Below are 16158 nucleotides of genomic sequence, written 5' to 3' on the forward strand. Positions count from 1 at the left end.
TCAGAGGTGGGCGAGGCGCTCGCGCAGCGAGGCGACGCAGCGCCGGCTCACTTCCAGCGGCTGCCGACCATGGCGCAGAACCGCCTGCACGTGGCCGTCCGGGCTGCGCTTGAGTTCGACCAGTTCGTGGCGCGCGACCAGGCAGTTGCGATGGATGCGCACGAAGCGATCGCCGAATTCGATTTCCAGCGAACGCAGGGATTCCTCGATGAGGTCCTCGCCGCGCGCGTGGTGGACGACGACGTACTTTTCCTCGGCCTGCAGGTAGTGGATGTCGTCGATCGGGATCAGGCGCAGCGAGCCGCGAAGGCGCGCACACAGGTGCGTGCGCTTGCGGGTCATGCCGTCGCCATTCGTGCGCACCGACGTGAGCCGGCGCACGCGGTCCAGCGCGGCGGCGAGCCGCTCGGGCCGCACCGGCTTGACCAGGTAGTCAAGCGCCTCGGCCTCGAACGCCGACACCGCATGCGCGTCGTAGGCCGTGCAGAAGATGACCGCCGGGCGCGGCTCGCTGGCGGCGAGATGGCGCGCGGTTTCCAGCCCGTCCATGCCCGGCATCGACACGTCGAGCAGGACAAGGTCCGGATGATGTTCGGCGCATGCCTGCAGCGCCTGCGTGCCGTCGGACGCGGTCGCGACCACGTATACGCCGGGCTGCTCTTCAAGCAGCGCGCGCAGGCGGTCGCGAGCCAGCGGCTCGTCTTCGGCAACTACCACGTTCAGCGTATCCACGTACCCCTCCGTCGATACCCCCCCGGCACCGATATTAGCCTTACCGCGGGTCTGTGGAAGCGTTGCGTCAACGAGTTTCTGAACCGGTCGCAAGAATCCGGTCGAACCACCCGCGCAATGCATCGATTTCCTCGACGCAGACCTGGTGCGCCATCGGGTAGGCGTGGAACTCGGCCTGGAAGCCAAGTGCGCGCAGACGCCGTGCCGCATCCTCGCCCGCAGCGTACGGCACGACGGGGTCCTGGCGCCCGTGGGCGACGAATACGGGCTGGCTGCGCGCGGCGACCGGCGTGTTGTCCAGTCGAGCCAACGCATCCACGCCAAGCGGCAGGTAGGTCGACAGCGCGACCAGCCCCGCGAGCGGCTCGGTACGACGCAGGCCGGCGGCGAGTGTCACCGCGCCGCCCTGCGAGAAGCCGGCAAGGATGATTCGCGACGCCGGCACGCCGCGCTCGATCTCCCGCGCGATCAGCGCTTCGACGCGCGCGACGGATTCGTCGACACCCTTCGCATCCGCACGACCGGTCAGGTCGAAGCTGACGATGTCGTACCACGAGCGCATGCGCATGCCGCCGTTGATGGTGACGGCCTGCACCGGCGCGTGCGGGAACACGAAGCGGATCGCCGGCCACTGCGGGCGCACCAGCTCCGGCACCAGCGGCATGAAGTCGTTGCCGTCCGCGCCAAGGCCGTGCAGCCAGATCACCGACCACTGCGGCGACGGGCCGGTTTCGGTCTCGATGCGTTCGGGCAGGTCCATCGCGCGTCTCCGGTGCGGGGACGCGGACTATAGCGGCCCCACGCGGCCATGCGTGCGCACGCGCCGGCGCAGCGGCCGCTGGCGTGTGCGGCGGTGCGGTGCGTCGTCATCGGCCATCGACCGGCGCGACTCCACGCTGCGCCGGCACGCATCGCCCGGATGGCCCATGTCACCCAATTTCCTGTTCGCTACCGGCATCGAGAACAGCAACCCGACGATCCGCGGCGGCACGCATCGCGTCGACGAACTCGACAAGTGCGGGCACTACGACAAGTGGAAGCTCGATTTCGACCTGGTGCAGGACCTCGGCGTGCAGGTGCTGCGCTACGGGCCGCCGATCCATCGCACGTGGCTGGGTGCGGGGCGCTACGACTGGTCGTTCGCCGACGAGACCTTCGAGGACCTGCGACGCCGCAACATCGCGCCGATCGCGGACCTCTGCCATTTCGGCGTGCCCGACTGGATCGGCAACTTCCAGAACCCTGATTTTCCCGACCTGTTCGCCGGCTATGCACGTGCGTTCTCGGCGCGCTATCCGTGGGTGCAGCTCTACACGCCGATCAATGAGATGTACATCTGCGCGACGTTCTCGGCGCTGTACGGCTGGTGGAACGAGCAGCTCGCGAGCGACGCCGCCTTCGTCACCGCGCTCAAGCACATCGTTCGCGCGAACGTGCTGGCGATGGGCGCGATCCTCGATACGCGGCCGGACGCGATCTTCATCCAGAGCGAATCATCCGAATATTTCCACGCCGAAAACCCCGCGGCGATCCAGCCGGCCGAGGTCATGAACGCGCGGCGTTTCCTCTCGCTCGATCTGAACTACGGGCGACGGGTGAACTCCGAGATGTACGAGTACCTGCTGGACAACGGCATGACCCGCGACGAGTACCACTTCTTCATGGGTCATCGCTACAAGCACAACTGCATCATGGGCAACGACTACTACGTCACCAACGAACATCGCGTCTGCGCCAACGGCAGCACGCGCCCCGCGGGCGAAGTATTCGGCTACCACGTGATCACGCGGCAGTACCACGACCGCTACCGCCTGCCCGTCATGCACACCGAAACCAATCTTCGTCAGGGCCCGAACGGCGACGAGGCGGTCAACTGGCTGTGGAAGGAGTGGGCGAACGTGCTGCGCGTGCGCAACGACGGCGTGCCGATGGTCGGTTTCACCTGGTACTCGCTCACCGACCAGATCGACTGGGACACCGCGCTGCGCGAGGACAACGGCCACGTCGTCGAGGTCGGCCTGTACGACCTCGATCGCAACATCCGTCCGGTCGGCGCGGCATACAAGCAACTCATCGCCGAGTGGCAGGACGTGCTGCCGACCAACAGCGTCTGCCTGCAGGTACCGGTGTCGATGCCGGCCGACTACGCGAGCGCGCACGACGACCAGAAGCAGGACGACGCGGCCGCCAAGCGGGACGACCCGGCCACCGCCGACGCCAACACCACATCAACCGGATCCTGAGCGAGGCGCGCCGTGGAACGACGATTCGAGAACAAGGTCGCGCTGGTCACCGGCGGTGCGAGCGGGATTGGCCTGGCCATCTGCCGCCGGCTCGCCGCGGAGGGCGCGAAGGTGGTGATCGTCGACTACAACCGCGCGAACCTCGATGCCGCCGAACCGCAGGTGCGCGATGCCGGCGCGGCTGACGTGATGACCGCGCTCTGCGACGTGAGCGTCGAAGCGCAGGTGCAGTCGACCGTCGACGCCGTGCGCGAGCGCTTCGGCCGTTTCGACGTGCTGGTCAACAACGCGGGCCTGATGCAGTTCAAACCGCTGGAGCAGCTCACCGGCGAGGACTGGCTGCGCGTGCTCGGCGTCGACCTGCTCGGCGCGTTCTTCTTCACCAAGCAGGCGTTCCTGCACATGGGCGACGGTGGGGCGATCGTCAACGTATCGAGCATCCATGCCGTGGAGACGACGCCGCAGGTGGCGCACTACGCCGCGGCCAAGGCAGCACTGTTGTCGCTGACGCGGTCCACCGCACTGGAAGGCAAGCCGCGTGGCATCCGCGCGAACGTGCTCCTGCCCGGCGCGATCGACACGCCGATGCTGCGCGAGAACCCGAACGTGAAAAGCGGCGTGGAGACGATCGACGAACGCGACGTCGGCAAGCCGGAGGACGTCGCGGCCCTGGTCGCGTATCTAGCTTCGGACGACGCCCGCTTCGTGCAGGGCGCCGAGATCCGCATCGACGGCGGTCGCCTCGACCGCCTGTAGCGCGGCGCCCCGATCGGAACCGGGGCGCCGGCTGGTGCTTACCTCGACTGCATGGACACGTCGTCGACGAGGAACGACGTCGCCACCGTCGAGCCTTCAATGCCTTCGAAGTACACACGCACGGTCTGGCCGCGGTACGACGACACGTCGAAGGTCTTCTGCACGTAGGTCGAGCCCTTGTTGAGGTTCGAATACGTCGCGAGGGTGGTGAGTACAGCGTTGCTGGAGTTGCGCAGCTGCGCCTTGACCGTGTCGTAGGCGGTGGTCGTGGTCGTCTCGTCGCTGACCACGCGCAGCCAGAACGAAAGCGTCACGGTGGTCGCCGTCGACGGGATGGTGATGGTCTGGTAGCCGTAATCCGTGCTCGCCGAACCGTAGCCGTTGAGCCACAGCTTGTACGTGCCGCCATGCGCGGCGTAGGTGCTGCTGTTGGTGATGTCGCCGCTGGTCGCCGTCCACGACGTCGTACCCGACTCGAAGCCGCCGTTCTTGACCAGCTCGGTCGCGGTCGTCGTGTTGCTGACGGAGAACCCGACGCTCGACGACGAGCCTACGTTGCCCGCGGCGTCATAGGCCTTGGCGACCAGCGTGTGCGAACCATTGGCGAGCGTGGTGGAGTCCAGCGTCATCGAATACGGCGAGGCGGTGTCGTTGCCTTTGAGGCTGCCGTCGACATAGAACTCGACTTTCGACACGCCGACGTTGTCCGACGCGGTGGCCGACAGCGTGATCGTGCCGCTGGTGCCGGACTCCGAGGCCGTCGCGGTGGGCGCCGTGGTGTCGCCACCGCCCGCGCCCTGCGTCACCCACACCGGCGCGGACCACAGGCGCAGGCCATTCGCCTGCGTGATCTGCGCGTAGTAGAAGTGCGCGCCGCTGGCGGGCGTGATGGTGGTGGTGTCGCTGCCTTCGAACAGCTGCGTGACCGTGCCGTTGCGGCCGGGCACGCCCTCGAAGAACTGCACGCGCTGCGCGGTCTGGCCGTTGGTGCTGGCGTAGTTGGCGGTGAGCGTGAGCGAGCCGCTGTTGTTGAACGATTCGCCCATCACGTGACCATTCGCGGTGAGCACGAGCTGGCCGTTGCGGTCTTCGGTGGCGAACGTGCGGCGCGCCTTCAACGCGTCGTAGAAGTTGGTGGTGTTGAGCGTGGTGCCACTCGGCAGAAGAACACCGGTGCGGTTGGTGAAGCTCAGCCCCCAGTTCGCACAGTGGTTGTCCTGGTCGCTCGCGGGCGCGACCTTGTAGCCGCGTTCGAGCAGGATGTTCCATGCCGCCTGGTAGCTGCTGCGGCCCGTCTCGGTCTCGGTCATGTTGGTCGAGAACGCGGACGAATTGAGCACTTCGGCCAGCACCATCACCTGCGCGCCATTGGCGTCGTAGCCGAGCGCGGTGCCGTTGACCAGGAACTGCCCGCTGGTGGCCGGATGGTTGAACATGCCGATCCAGCTGTGCGCCTTCATCGTCGAATACAGCGCGGGGTAGTCGCTCTTGGGCGTGTTCACTTCGCCGATCAGCTGGCCCGAGCCGTTGGTCTCCCACTCGGCAAGCTGGTCGACGTTGAGGATGTTGAGATGGCCGCCGTTGCTGATGACACCCCACTCGAGGCCGTACAGCGCGAGGAACGTCGGATGCGCGGTGCGGTAGTTCGATGCGAGCGTCAGGCCGCTGTGGAACAGGTTGATCGCGGTGGTCGGGTTGGCGCTGGTGTTCGTGCTCGTCGAGCCATCGAACATGTGGTTGTGTTCGGACGTGAGCAGGAAGTCGCCGTGCGCCTGGTTCTGCATCATCGCGTAGGCGTCCGTCGGGCCGTACGTGCCGGCCTGCGGGTTCTCCGCGCCGCTGCACTGCGCGAGCGGCGTACCGCCGTCGCTATGGTTGGTCTGGCTGTGCAGGTTGCCGTAGTAGACGGTGTACGGAAGCCCGCCGGTTGCGGGCGCGGCCTGCGCGGTGAGCGACTGCGGCGCCGACTGCGCGGTCATCGCCTGCGTCGAACCTGCGGCGGACTGCGCGCCGATGCGCAACGGCGCGCGCGGCGTGACATGCGCGGGCGCGAGGTTGCCCACCTGCACGTCGTAGCTCTGCTCGACCGTCTCGTCGCCGAACAGGCGGAAGGCTTCGTCGATGCGCGCGGCGATCGGGCGCTTGTCGGTCGCGTCGACCACAGTCGGCACCGCGCGCAGGCGCAGCGTGTAGTAGCCCGCCGGCGCGGCGCCGCCCTGCTGCATGCCGCCATTCCACGTGGCCGGCACGATGACGTGGCGGCCGCCGAGCTTGGTCAGCCCGCGGTCGCTGGCGATGACGCGGCCGTCGGCGGCGACGACGTCGAACACCCATGCGGCGGCGGTGCGATCGCCCGCGCCCGGATAGTCGAAATGCAGCTGCACCGGGAAGCGACCGGCCTGCGCGCGGAACGGCGCGGCGATCGATGCGTCGAACTCGTAATGGTCCGGATGGGCGAATTCGGTAGCGGATGCGGCGGTAGTGACGGCCAGCGCGAGCGCGGCGGCGAGGGCGGATCGGGTCATGGGGGCGTCCGAGGGAGTCCGCATCCATGCGCGGGGTGTCCTGGCGGGCGATCCTCGGGGCAGTGATCGCTGCTTTCGTGACCATCGACGCACTTTCCGACGGACGGCGGCCGGGTTGCGCGACGGAAGTCGTTGTCTCGATCCTAGAAAACCCCCGTTACAGGGCACCTCAGCGGGGTCGACCCTGCCCGCCGTCGTGGACCCACGGCCCGCGCATTCACGCGCGGAAAGCCCCGCCACCGTTGCGTTGCAGCACGCCCCAGCGTGACCGCCGACACCGAATCGCGCCCCCAACGCGGGGTTCACGCCGCCGATACCCGTCGCTGTGGAACGGTCGGTGCGGGCGACGCCTCGGCGTCGGCCACCAACCGGACCGGGGCTTCGCATGGACACGAACGCATACCCGTCGCCGCTCGCGCATCTGGACGATGCGTCCGCGGCCTTCCTGCAGCGCATCGTCGCTTCGGCGCGCGACTACCTCGGTGCGCACGTCAGTTTCGTCGCCGAGGTCGACGACCAGGCCGAGATCATCCGCATCAGCGCGGGCCCTGCGGCGTCCGCAGGCGTTTCGGTGGGCACGTGCTTCGACGCCACCGAGACCTACTGCCACCTCATGCTGCAGGGCCGGCTGCCCGAAGCGATCTACGACACGCGCTACGACGCACGCGTGCGCGACATCCCGCTCACGTCGCGGCTTGGTATCGAGTCGTACATGGGCGTTCCGGTCGTGCTTCCCGACGGCCGCGTGCTCGGCACGCTGTGCTGCATCAACTTCCCGTCCGATCCCGAGCGCCGCACGCGCGACCTCGCCTTCATGCGGTTCCTGGCGGGGCTGGTCGGCGACCAGCTCGACGAATCGCAGCGCGCGCACGACCTGCGCATGCAGCGTTACGACGCGATCGACGCCGTGCTGCGATCGGGCGGCCCGCACATCGTTTTCCAGCCGATGATGTCGCTGGACGGACGCGGCGCGATCGGCGTCGAGGCGCTCGCGCGCTTCGATTCACCGGTAAACGCCACGCCGGACGTCTGGTTCCGCGAAGCGTGGGCGGTCGACCTCGGTGTCGACCTCGAGCTGGCCGCGGTACGCAACGCGTTGCCGGTGCTGGACCGCCTGCCGGCCGAGATGTTCCTCTCGCTCAACATATCGCCCGATACCGTGGCGCGCGCCGAGTTCGCCGAAGCGATCGCGCATGTGGATCCCACGCGGCTGGTCATCGAAATCACCGAACACGCGGCGGTCGACGACTACGCGCCGTTGCTGGCGGCCGCGCGCCGGCTGCGCGATGCGGGCGTGCGCATCGCCATCGACGACGTCGGCGCGGGCTACGCGAGCCTGCGCCACGTGCTGCGGCTCGGGCCCGACATCGCCAAGCTCGACATGAGCCTGACGCGCAGCGTCGACGGTGATCCGGTCAAGCAGGCGCTGGCGTCCGGAATGATGGCGTTCGCCGCGCGCACCGGCGTCACCGTCGTCGCCGAGGGCGTGGAGACCGCGGCCGAAGCCGATGCATTGCGCGATGCCGGCGTGCGGTACGCGCAGGGCTTCCTGTTCGGCGCGCCCGGCAACGCATCGCGCTGACGCGACGCGCTAGTCCGCGTCCACCGCCGCGTCGGCGCGCGCCACGTCGCGCAGTTTCTCCAGGAACTCGTCGGCCGGCAGTGGACGCGAGAACAGCCAGCCCTGGCCGTACGGAACGCGCCATTCGGTCAGGATCGTCGCCTGCCGCTCCTGCTCCACGCCTTCGGCCACCATGCCCAGCGACAGGCCGCGCGCCATCTCGACGATGTGGAACGCGACGTGGCTGGTCACCGCGTCGCCGCCGACGGTGTCGACGAACGCCTTGTCGATCTTCAGGGTGTCGAGTTCGAACGTGGTGAGTTCGGCCAGGCTCGAATAGCCGGTGCCGAAGTCGTCGATGGAGACCTGCAGGCCAAGCGCGCGCATGCGCCGCACCATGTCGCGTGCGGCGATGGTGTTGGCGAACGCGCGCTCGGTCACTTCGACGTGCACCTGCCCCGGCCGCGCGCCGGTGCGCTGCAGCAGCTGGCGCAGCAGGTCGAGTGTTTCCTCGCGATGCATGTCGTCCGGCGAGAGGTTGATCGACAGGAAGAAGTCGTCATCGCGCGTCGCGAGCTGCGCGAGCGTGGGTTCGACGAGTTCGAGCACGCGCTTGGTCACCGCGCCGATCAGGCCGCCATCTTCCGCGGCGGGAATGAAGAGATCGGGGCGCACCAGCTGGTCCGCGCGTCGCCAGCGCAGCAGCACTTCGGCGCCCACCCAGCGACGATCGGCGAGGCTGACGATCGGCTGGAACACCGGGAAGAATTCGCCGCGCTGCAGCCCGGATCGGATCGCGGCCGCCGGCGTCATCTGCGCGCGCGCGGTGCGATGCGTCGCGTACGCCATCAGCATCCCGAGCAGGATGCCGAGCGGCACGAGCACGCGTGCCACGCGCGCGACGGCACCGTTGTAGTTGCTGGGGTCGAGTGACGCGATGGCGAGCAGGTCGAACTTCGCCGACCGGTACTGCGCCACGGTGCGGCCGCGCACGATGAACGTGCGGTGCTGGCCCGGCTTCAGCCGCGCCGCGTCGCGTGTCCAGGCAGGATCGAAACGGCCGCGCGTGGCGAGGAACTCGCCGTTCGACAACGAAACCACCGCCAGCGACACGCCGGGATCGGTCACCGTCGAATCCACGGGGAGCAACTTGTGCACGACCGCGGCGAAGTGGCCGTTGTCGAGGACGATGAAGCTCTGCGTCGGCGCGAACGGCAGGTGCACGTTGCGACGTATGCGCGCACCGGTCGCCGTCACGTAGTCGATCGGCCCGAGGTCGATGGGTGGATCGAGCACGCCGTACGACGAGCAGTACAACGCGTTGCCGCGCAACACGCCGACCGACTGCACGTAGCTCGAGGTCGCATCGATGCCCTGCAGCACGGTGCGCGCGTCGGCATCGCAACTGTCGATGCCCGGCGTGCGCGCGAGCCGGCGGAACGCCGCGCTGATCTGGTCGCCGGCGCCTTCGCTTCGGCGAAGCACGTCGGTCGCGTAGATGGTCGCGCGGCGCGCCTGGTCGACGGCCGCCTGGTCGCGCGCGAGCAATAGCGACAGTACGACCGGCAGCGCGGTGGCCACCACGATCAGCGCGACAACGATCCAGATCACGCGCGAGCGATTGAGTCCCAGCGACGTCATGTCACCTCCGACCGTGCGGTCATCGCGGATCGCCGTCCGGGCCGCCGCCTCGCCCGCATCATGCAGGCCGTGCCGGTGGGCTGCGCGTGACCCCGGCCACACCGGGTAGGCCCGCGGGTACATCACGTCCGCGGCGGCCCGACCCCGATGGCGCGCGCGCCGCCTCCGCTACCATGCGGCCAAGCGGGAGGGGCCATCGATGCGGACCGTACTCACCATCTGCCTGTTGGCACTGCTTCTGGCGGGCTGCGCCGCGATGCGGACGAGCCCGTCCTACACCGCGGCCGAGGCGATGCCTCCACCGCCTCCACCGCCTCCACCGCCGCCGCCGCCACCGCCCCCTCCGCCGCCACCTCCTCCTCCGCCGGAGATGGCGTCGACACGGTTGGCCCCGAGTGGTGCGCATGCGTCACGCCGCGCGACCGCCGTGACGGCTGCGCGTCCGCAGTCGACCGCGGCCGATGCGCCGCCTGCATCGACCGGACCCGCTTCGGCGACGACTGCCGACACCGATGCGGGTGACACGCGTGCCGCCAGCTCGACGACGGATGTCGCGCCCGGCGTCGCGACGACCAGTGCCAGTTCCACCGAGGTCGTCGATCGCCTGCTCGCGCATCTGCAGCCGGGCCACGTCGCGTTCAACGCGCCGCAGGCGATCAACATCGAACAGACCGTGCTGGTGCAGCTCGTGGTGAGCCCCGACGCCAGCGAAGCGACGCTGCGCGAGCGCATCGAAGGGCCGGGCAAGGTGGCCAGCGAATCGGTGCAGGTCGCCAACACGATGCAGGCGCGCCTTACCGGCGAAGGCTTCCGCATCGTCGCGCAGACGCCCGAGCGCCAGCTGGTGTCGTCCGGCGTGACCGAATGGGCGTGGGAGATCACGCCCGAGGCGCCTGGCCGGCATACGCTCAACCTGTCGCTGGACGCGCTGGTGCCGCTCGACGGCGAAACCGTGCCGCGCACGCTGCGCACGTTCCGCAAGCCGATCGAGGTGGAGGTCACCGCGCGCCAGAAGCTGTCGTCGTTCGTCGACGAGAACGGCAAGTGGATCTGGACGACGCTGCTGGTCCCCGCGTTCGGCTGGTTCGCGAAGAAGCGCAAGGCAGGCAAGGACGGCGACAAGGGCGACGACGCGAAGAGCTGATTGTTGCGTTGGTCGCTGCGTCATGCGCGTGGCCGTGGCGACTCGATGTGCAGTGCATTGCGGCGCCCGTCGCGCTTTACCGCCGGCACGTCGCCGCAGAGTCGTCACGGGCCAGAGGCGGTCGTGTGTCGTGTGTCGTGTCGTGCGTCGTGCGAGCAAGTTCCCGCTAACCGCCGGCGTGCAATGCAACACGCAGTTGAAACACGCGCGCGCGATGCATCGCGAACCACAGCCGCTTGCACGCACATAGCCCGGTGCTATCGCAGCGATCGAAACGTTCGATTTTCGCAATTGCCCGAAGCGGCCTACGTTAGGCCGTCGATGACGCAGCGATAGCGTCGCGCCGCGCATGCTGCGCCGCGGACCGCGTCGCCCGGCCGTCGACCATCAGTGCGCTCACCGCGCATCGATCCCATCGCCGCATCCCCACGTGCAGGCCGGGCGCAATGCCTTCGTCCAGCGCGCAAACGTCCAAGGAGAGCCGTCGAATGAACGCCGAATCGAAGTGCCCCGTCGCGCACCACTCCAAACACACGCGCACCAACGCGCACTGGTGGCCGGACCAGTTGAACCTCGGCGTGCTGCACCAGCACTCCGCGCTGTCGGACCCGATGGTCGAGGACTTCGACTACAAGCGCGAATTCCAGAAACTCGACTTCGATGCAGTGGTGAAGGACCTGCACGGCCTGATGACCGATTCGCAGGACTGGTGGCCCGCCGACTACGGCCATTACGGCCCGTTCTTCATCCGCATGGCGTGGCACGCCGCAGGCACGTACCGCATCTTCGACGGCCGCGGCGGCGCCCGTTCGGGCGAGCAGCGTTTCGCACCGCTGAACTCGTGGCCCGACAACGGCAACCTCGACAAGGCGCGCCGCCTGCTGTGGCCGATCAAGCAGAAGTACGGCAAGCGCCTGTCGTGGGCGGACCTGATGATCCTCGCCGGCAACGTCGCGATCGAGTCGATGGGCGGGCCGATCTTCGGATTCGGCGGTGGTCGCGAGGACATCTGGGAACCGCAGCCGATCGACTGGGGCCCGGAATCCACCTGGCTCGGCGACGAGCGCTACAGCGGCGAACGCGAACTCGCGAATCCGCTGGCGGCGGTGCAGATGGGCCTGATCTACGTGAACCCCGAAGGCCCGAACGGCGTTCCCGACCCGGTGGGTTCTGCACGCGACATCCGCGAAACGTTCGCACGCATGGCGATGAACGACGAGGAGACGGTCGCGCTCGTCGCCGGCGGCCACACCTTCGGCAAATGCCACGGCGCGGGCCCCGCGCATCATGTCGGTTCGGATCCGGAAGGATCGAACATCGAAGAGCTCGGTTTCGGCTGGAAGAGTTCGTACGAAAGCGGCATCGGCGCGCATACGATCACCAGCGGCCTGGAAGGTGCGTGGACCGCGACGCCGACGAAGTGGGACATGAGCTACTTCGAGACGCTGTTCGGCAACGAGTGGGAACTCACCAGGAGCCCGGCCGGCGCGCAGCAGTGGAAGCCCAAGGGCGATGCGAACCGCAACGTGCCGGACGCGCACATCCCCGGCAAGCTCAACCAGCCGATGATGACCACCGCCGACCTCGCGCTGCGGTTCGATCCGGTCTACGAAAAGATCTCGCGCGACTACATGGCCAATCCGGCCAAGTTCGCCGATGCGTTCGCACGCGCGTGGTTCAAGCTCACGCATCGCGACATGGGCCCGAAAGTGCGCTATCTCGGCCCGCAGGTGCCGAAGGAGGACCTGATCTGGCAGGACCCGCTGCCGCCGGTCGACCATCCGCTGATCGATCAGAACGACGTCACCGCGCTCAAGCAGCGCCTGCTCGATTCCGGACTCGCGATCCCGCAGCTGGTGAAAACGGCCTGGGCCTCCGCGTCGACGTTCCGCGGCACCGACCTTCGCGGCGGCGCCAACGGTGCGCGCATCCGGCTTGCACCGCAGAAGGACTGGGAAGCGAACGAGCCTGCCGAACTCGCCAAGGTGCTGTCGACGCTCGAATCGATCCAGCGCGACTTCAACGCCAACGGGAGCGGCAAGAAGGTATCGCTGGCCGATCTCATCGTGCTCGGCGGCGCTGCCGCAGTCGAAGCTGCCGCGCGCAAGGCGGGGCACAATGTCACCGTGCCGTTCACGCCAGGTCGTACCGATGCATCGCTCGAGCAGACCGACGTCGATTCGTTCGAGGTGCTCGAGCCCGCCGCCGACGGTTTCCGCAACTACACGCGCGCCGGCACCGAAGCCGCTGCAGCGGCGGCGCTGATCGATCGCGCCGCCCTGCTCACGTTGACCGCGCCGGAAATGACCGCACTCGTCGGCGGCATGCGTGTGCTGGATGCGAATACCGGCCACACGCCGCACGGCGTGTTCACCGCGCGCCCCGGCGCGCTGACGCCCGACTTCTTCACCAACCTGCTCGACATGCGCACGGCGTGGCAGAAGTCGGAGTCCAACCCCGGAGTGTTCGAGGGTCGCGATCGCAGCAGCAGCGAATTGCGCTGGACGGCGACCGTGGTCGACCTCGTCTTCGGCTCCAACGCGCAGCTGCGCGCGCTGTCGGAGGTGTATGCGGCGAGCGACGGCGAGGCCGACTTCGTTCGCGACTTCGTCGCGGCGTGGACGAAGGTGATGGACCTCGACCGCTTCGACCTCGTGTATCGACGCGCGGCGTAAGCGCGAACCATCGCGCGTGGGTCGCGGCGGCACGCAAGCCGCCGCGACCTCGATGCCACCACCGTGCACCGACGCACGTGCCAGCCGCTCGCGTATCGTCGGCACACGCGGCCGCGTCTGCCGCGCGGAGTGATGCGTGAACCGCCTGCAATCGATCCTCGGCATCGAACATCCGGTCATCCAGGCGCCGATGGCCGGGGTGCAGGACGAAGCACTCGCCATCGCGGCGTCATCGGCGCGCGGACTTGGCTCGCTGCCCTGTGCGCTACTCGACGGTGAGCAGCTGGCGCGCGCACTCGATCGTTTCGCATCGCTCGATGCGACGATCAACATCAACTTCTTCTGCCACGCGATGGCCGAGCCCGGGGCCGCGCAGGAACAGCGCTGGCGTGACGCGCTCGCGCCGTACTACCGCGAGTTCGGCATCGAAATGCCGCCGCCAAGCCGTGCCGGGGCGCGACGCCCCATCGATGCCGACACGGTCGATCTGCTCGCGCGCTACCGCCCGCGCATCGTCAGCTTCCACTTCGGTTTGCCCCCACCACCCCTGCTCGCGCGCATCAAGGCGTGGGGCGCCGTGGTGCTCGCATCGGCCACCACGGTCGACGAAGGCCGCTGGCTCGAACAGCACGGCGCCGACGTGGTGATCGCGCAGGGCGTCGAAGCCGGCGGCCATCGCGGACACTTCCTGTCGAACGACCTGGCGCTGCAGCTGACGACCGCCGATCTCGTTGCAGCGCTTGCGGCGAACCTGAAGGTGCCGATCGTCGCCGCAGGCGGCATCGCGAGCCACGCCGACGCGCAACGCATGTTCGCCGCCGGCGCCGACGCGGTGCAGGCCGGCACCGCGTACCTGCTGTGCCGCGAAGCGACGACGACCGCCGTCCATCGCCGCGCGTTGCAGGACGCCAGCCGCGACACCGCGATCACCAATCTCTTCAGCGGCCGTCCCGCACGCGGACTGCTCAACCGCCTGATGCGCGACCTCGGCCCGCTCTCCGACCTGCCGCCCGCATTCCCGTGGGCATCGCAGGCGCTCGCACCGCTGCGCACGCTGGCCGAAGCGTCAGGCCGCGATGACTTCACACCGTTGTGGTCGGGCACGAAGCGCAACGCGTTCGCCGGCATGGACGCGGCGCAGGTGACGCGCGCGCTGGCGGGCGTCGCTTGAACACGACGCGACGACGTAGTGGGCCCACCAGCAATCGAATAGCGCCTCTAAGCTGTTGTTCCAAGGTGACTATGATGACAGATGGCGTATAGGCGACTCACTTTTTGACTCACTTTCCACTCGGTAAGCAGTGCCCGTACACGGGACGGCTTTGGACGACGTCTAGTGGCTCGGCCTAGCGTGATTTACAAGCCTAGCGAGAAGATGGTCAACGCATGTCCCCAGGAGACTTAGATTTGAAGCGTCGCACTGCCCAGCCGACCGCCGATCAAGCGATACGTTCCGCATCACGAAAGCTTGTAAGCATCCGGTATATGTCCGGCCTGCGTCATAACCGCAGCGCGTACGACAGCAGCGATCGGCTCCCCGGCATGGAGAAGCTCCTCGAGCACACTGTCCAGCAAATCCAACGAATACATCTTGTTCGCAAACGCAGCCAGAAAACATTCGACGGTCTGTGGGAACGGGTGTGCGTGAAATTGGCCGATCTTGGCAATGCTTCTGCCTACGCGCGCTGGAAGCAGGATGACATCACCCGCAACTTCGGCCAGTTGCAGAAGTTGGACGCCGCGACGGCAGAGGCTTGGGCTGCAAGCCTGACGCCTCTAAAGCCCAGCGACAGTGACTCCCGCTCCGTCGTTGACGATAGGCAGTTCAAGCAGTTACTAGAAGAGCGTTCTGAGTTGAAACCGGAAATCAGGATATCGATCGATCATGTACTGGAAGTGGCCATTGCGTACTGGATCGAAGCAATGAACGCCCACAAGGACGGCGACGAGCTGCGCGTCATGCACGCACTCATTCAATGCCACTTCCATATAGGGATTGCCCACGCGCTACGGATGACACATGACGCCAAGGCAGCTGATGGGAGCAGGTCTGGTCAAAAAGAAAGGGATGCGTTGGCAAAGGTTGTCCTGACCATTATGGAGAACTACACCGTTGCAAAGTCGATCCATAGTGAAGAGGTCCTGCTCGAAAGCATCACCGATACCTTAGAAGCAGATCCTACCTACGCAGGGGTGTTGAGCTCCTATGAGGCTCGAATGCCCACGAAGAAGCTGACGAAAGACCCTATCAGCACTCGTTTCCCAACAACGTTGGGCACCTGGGTCCGTGGAAAGGATCCTCTTTACCCCGACCTCGCGGCCCAGTTCCGCAAATTGGCCCGGCAGATCAAGAAGAAGCCGGCTAGCAGAAATATTGTTCGTCGTAAAGGCAATGGCTAGCTGACCCGTATTTTCAAGAATTGGACTCCTCAAAACTCCTTCGGTCCTCGGCGCACGGTGCGTCGCGACAAACCGGAGAAGTCCAATGTCTTATCAACCCCAAAGCCACACTAGTTCTGCTGTCCGTTCCGACCTCACGCGCTGCCGCCTTCCGCGAGCCTCGCGCAAGTCAACGTCCGGCGCCGAGTTGCCGGAAGCTGCACTCGAACCTGCGGTACTGGACCGTCTCGACGCCATCTGCCATGTCCTCCAGTCCGTACCGGAGTTAGACCAGGCGATCCGCCTGCCTGCCGTGCTTGCGCTCATTGGCCTGTCAAAAAGCAGTTGGTATGCGCGATTGAGTCGACGCTCGCCTGCCTATGACCCGCGCGCACCGCAGCCGTTCAAGCTGGGAACCTCCAGGAACTCCCCCTCCGTGTGGTGGCGTTCCGCGGTGATGGCCTATCTAAACGCCTGCGCGAGCGCGCAGGCGCAGGCTTGA

General features: G+C 67.3%; 12 protein-coding genes. 8 read left to right on the forward strand and 4 right to left on the reverse strand.

What is annotated here, in order from left to right; all coding sequences use genetic code 11:
• Together ACKTTN_RS02020 and ACKTTN_RS02025 are read right to left on the reverse strand one after the other, a co-directional pair.
• Positions 1 to 723: a LytR/AlgR family response regulator transcription factor gene (locus ACKTTN_RS02020; RefSeq protein WP_407908699.1), complete on the reverse strand. Its 723-nt coding sequence runs from the start codon at positions 721 to 723 to the stop codon at positions 1 to 3.
• A gap of 76 nt (positions 724 to 799) precedes the next feature.
• Complete coding sequence (locus tag ACKTTN_RS02025; RefSeq protein WP_407908202.1) at positions 800 to 1492, reverse strand: alpha/beta hydrolase; 693 nt, start codon at positions 1490 to 1492, stop codon at positions 800 to 802.
• 166 nt (positions 1493 to 1658) lie between these two features.
• Between ACKTTN_RS02025 and ACKTTN_RS02030 the strand changes: the two genes are divergently transcribed.
• A complete protein-coding gene (locus tag ACKTTN_RS02030) occupies positions 1659 to 2975 on the forward strand; it encodes a family 1 glycosylhydrolase (RefSeq protein WP_407908203.1) in 1317 nt (438 codons plus the stop codon).
• Between the two features lie 12 nt (positions 2976 to 2987).
• Positions 2988 to 3731: an SDR family NAD(P)-dependent oxidoreductase gene (locus ACKTTN_RS02035; protein ID WP_407908204.1), complete on the forward strand. Its 744-nt coding sequence runs from the start codon at positions 2988 to 2990 to the stop codon at positions 3729 to 3731.
• A gap of 38 nt (positions 3732 to 3769) precedes the next feature.
• On the opposite strand, the gene ACKTTN_RS02040 is transcribed toward ACKTTN_RS02035, so the two are convergent.
• Positions 3770 to 6256 (reverse strand): Ig-like domain-containing protein, encoded by a 2487-nt coding sequence (locus tag ACKTTN_RS02040; RefSeq protein ID WP_407908205.1) that lies wholly within the window; start codon positions 6254 to 6256, stop codon positions 3770 to 3772.
• A 385-nt stretch (positions 6257 to 6641) separates the two neighbouring features.
• Here ACKTTN_RS02040 and ACKTTN_RS02045 point away from each other — a divergent pair, with 385 nt between their 5' ends.
• Entirely contained in the window at positions 6642 to 7838 is a 1197-nt protein-coding gene (locus ACKTTN_RS02045; protein ID WP_407908206.1) for a sensor domain-containing phosphodiesterase, read from the forward strand.
• A gap of 9 nt (positions 7839 to 7847) precedes the next feature.
• On the opposite strand, the gene ACKTTN_RS02050 is transcribed toward ACKTTN_RS02045, so the two are convergent.
• The gene (locus tag ACKTTN_RS02050; protein WP_407908207.1) at positions 7848 to 9458 is read right to left on the reverse strand and encodes an EAL domain-containing protein; all 1611 of its coding nucleotides are present in this window, start codon (positions 9456 to 9458) and stop codon (positions 7848 to 7850) included.
• A 427-nt stretch (positions 9459 to 9885) separates the two neighbouring features.
• Between ACKTTN_RS02050 and ACKTTN_RS02055 the strand changes: the two genes are divergently transcribed.
• From ACKTTN_RS02055 to ACKTTN_RS02075, 5 genes are all read left to right on the forward strand, one after another.
• On the forward strand, positions 9886 to 10602 hold the full coding sequence (locus tag ACKTTN_RS02055) for a hypothetical protein (RefSeq protein WP_407908208.1): 717 nt from the start codon (positions 9886 to 9888) through the stop codon (positions 10600 to 10602).
• A 488-nt stretch (positions 10603 to 11090) separates the two neighbouring features.
• Entirely contained in the window at positions 11091 to 13277 is a 2187-nt protein-coding gene (katG, locus tag ACKTTN_RS02060) for a catalase/peroxidase HPI (protein ID WP_407908209.1), read from the forward strand.
• A gap of 136 nt (positions 13278 to 13413) precedes the next feature.
• On the forward strand, positions 13414 to 14448 hold the full coding sequence (locus tag ACKTTN_RS02065) for an NAD(P)H-dependent flavin oxidoreductase (RefSeq protein ID WP_407908210.1): 1035 nt from the start codon (positions 13414 to 13416) through the stop codon (positions 14446 to 14448).
• A gap of 371 nt (positions 14449 to 14819) precedes the next feature.
• Entirely contained in the window at positions 14820 to 15677 is an 858-nt protein-coding gene (locus ACKTTN_RS02070; protein ID WP_407908211.1) for a hypothetical protein, read from the forward strand.
• An 85-nt stretch (positions 15678 to 15762) separates the two neighbouring features.
• A complete protein-coding gene (locus ACKTTN_RS02075; protein ID WP_407908212.1) occupies positions 15763 to 16158 on the forward strand; it encodes a helix-turn-helix transcriptional regulator in 396 nt (131 codons plus the stop codon).

Source organism: Lysobacter claricitrinus, from assembly GCF_045866565.1.
GTDB lineage: Bacteria > Pseudomonadota > Gammaproteobacteria > Xanthomonadales > Xanthomonadaceae > Cognatilysobacter > Cognatilysobacter claricitrinus.

Bases quoted from the DNA above. Each gene is read 5' to 3' on its own strand.
- ACKTTN_RS02075 (WP_407908212.1), top strand. From the start codon at position 15,763: ATGTCTTATCAACCCCAAAGCCACACTAGTTCTGCTGTCCGTTCCGAC.
- ACKTTN_RS02030 (WP_407908203.1), top strand. From the start codon at position 1,659: ATGTCACCCAATTTCCTGTTCGCTACCGGCATCGAGAACAGCAACCCG.
- ACKTTN_RS02050 (WP_407908207.1), bottom strand. From the start codon at position 9,458: ATGACGTCGCTGGGACTCAATCGCTCGCGCGTGATCTGGATCGTTGTC.
- ACKTTN_RS02025 (WP_407908202.1), bottom strand. From the start codon at position 1,492: ATGGACCTGCCCGAACGCATCGAGACCGAAACCGGCCCGTCGCCGCAG.
- ACKTTN_RS02045 (WP_407908206.1), top strand. From the start codon at position 6,642: ATGGACACGAACGCATACCCGTCGCCGCTCGCGCATCTGGACGATGCG.
- katG (WP_407908209.1), top strand. From the start codon at position 11,091: ATGAACGCCGAATCGAAGTGCCCCGTCGCGCACCACTCCAAACACACG.
- ACKTTN_RS02070 (WP_407908211.1), top strand. From the start codon at position 14,820: ATGGAGAAGCTCCTCGAGCACACTGTCCAGCAAATCCAACGAATACAT.
- ACKTTN_RS02040 (WP_407908205.1), bottom strand. From the start codon at position 6,256: ATGACCCGATCCGCCCTCGCCGCCGCGCTCGCGCTGGCCGTCACTACC.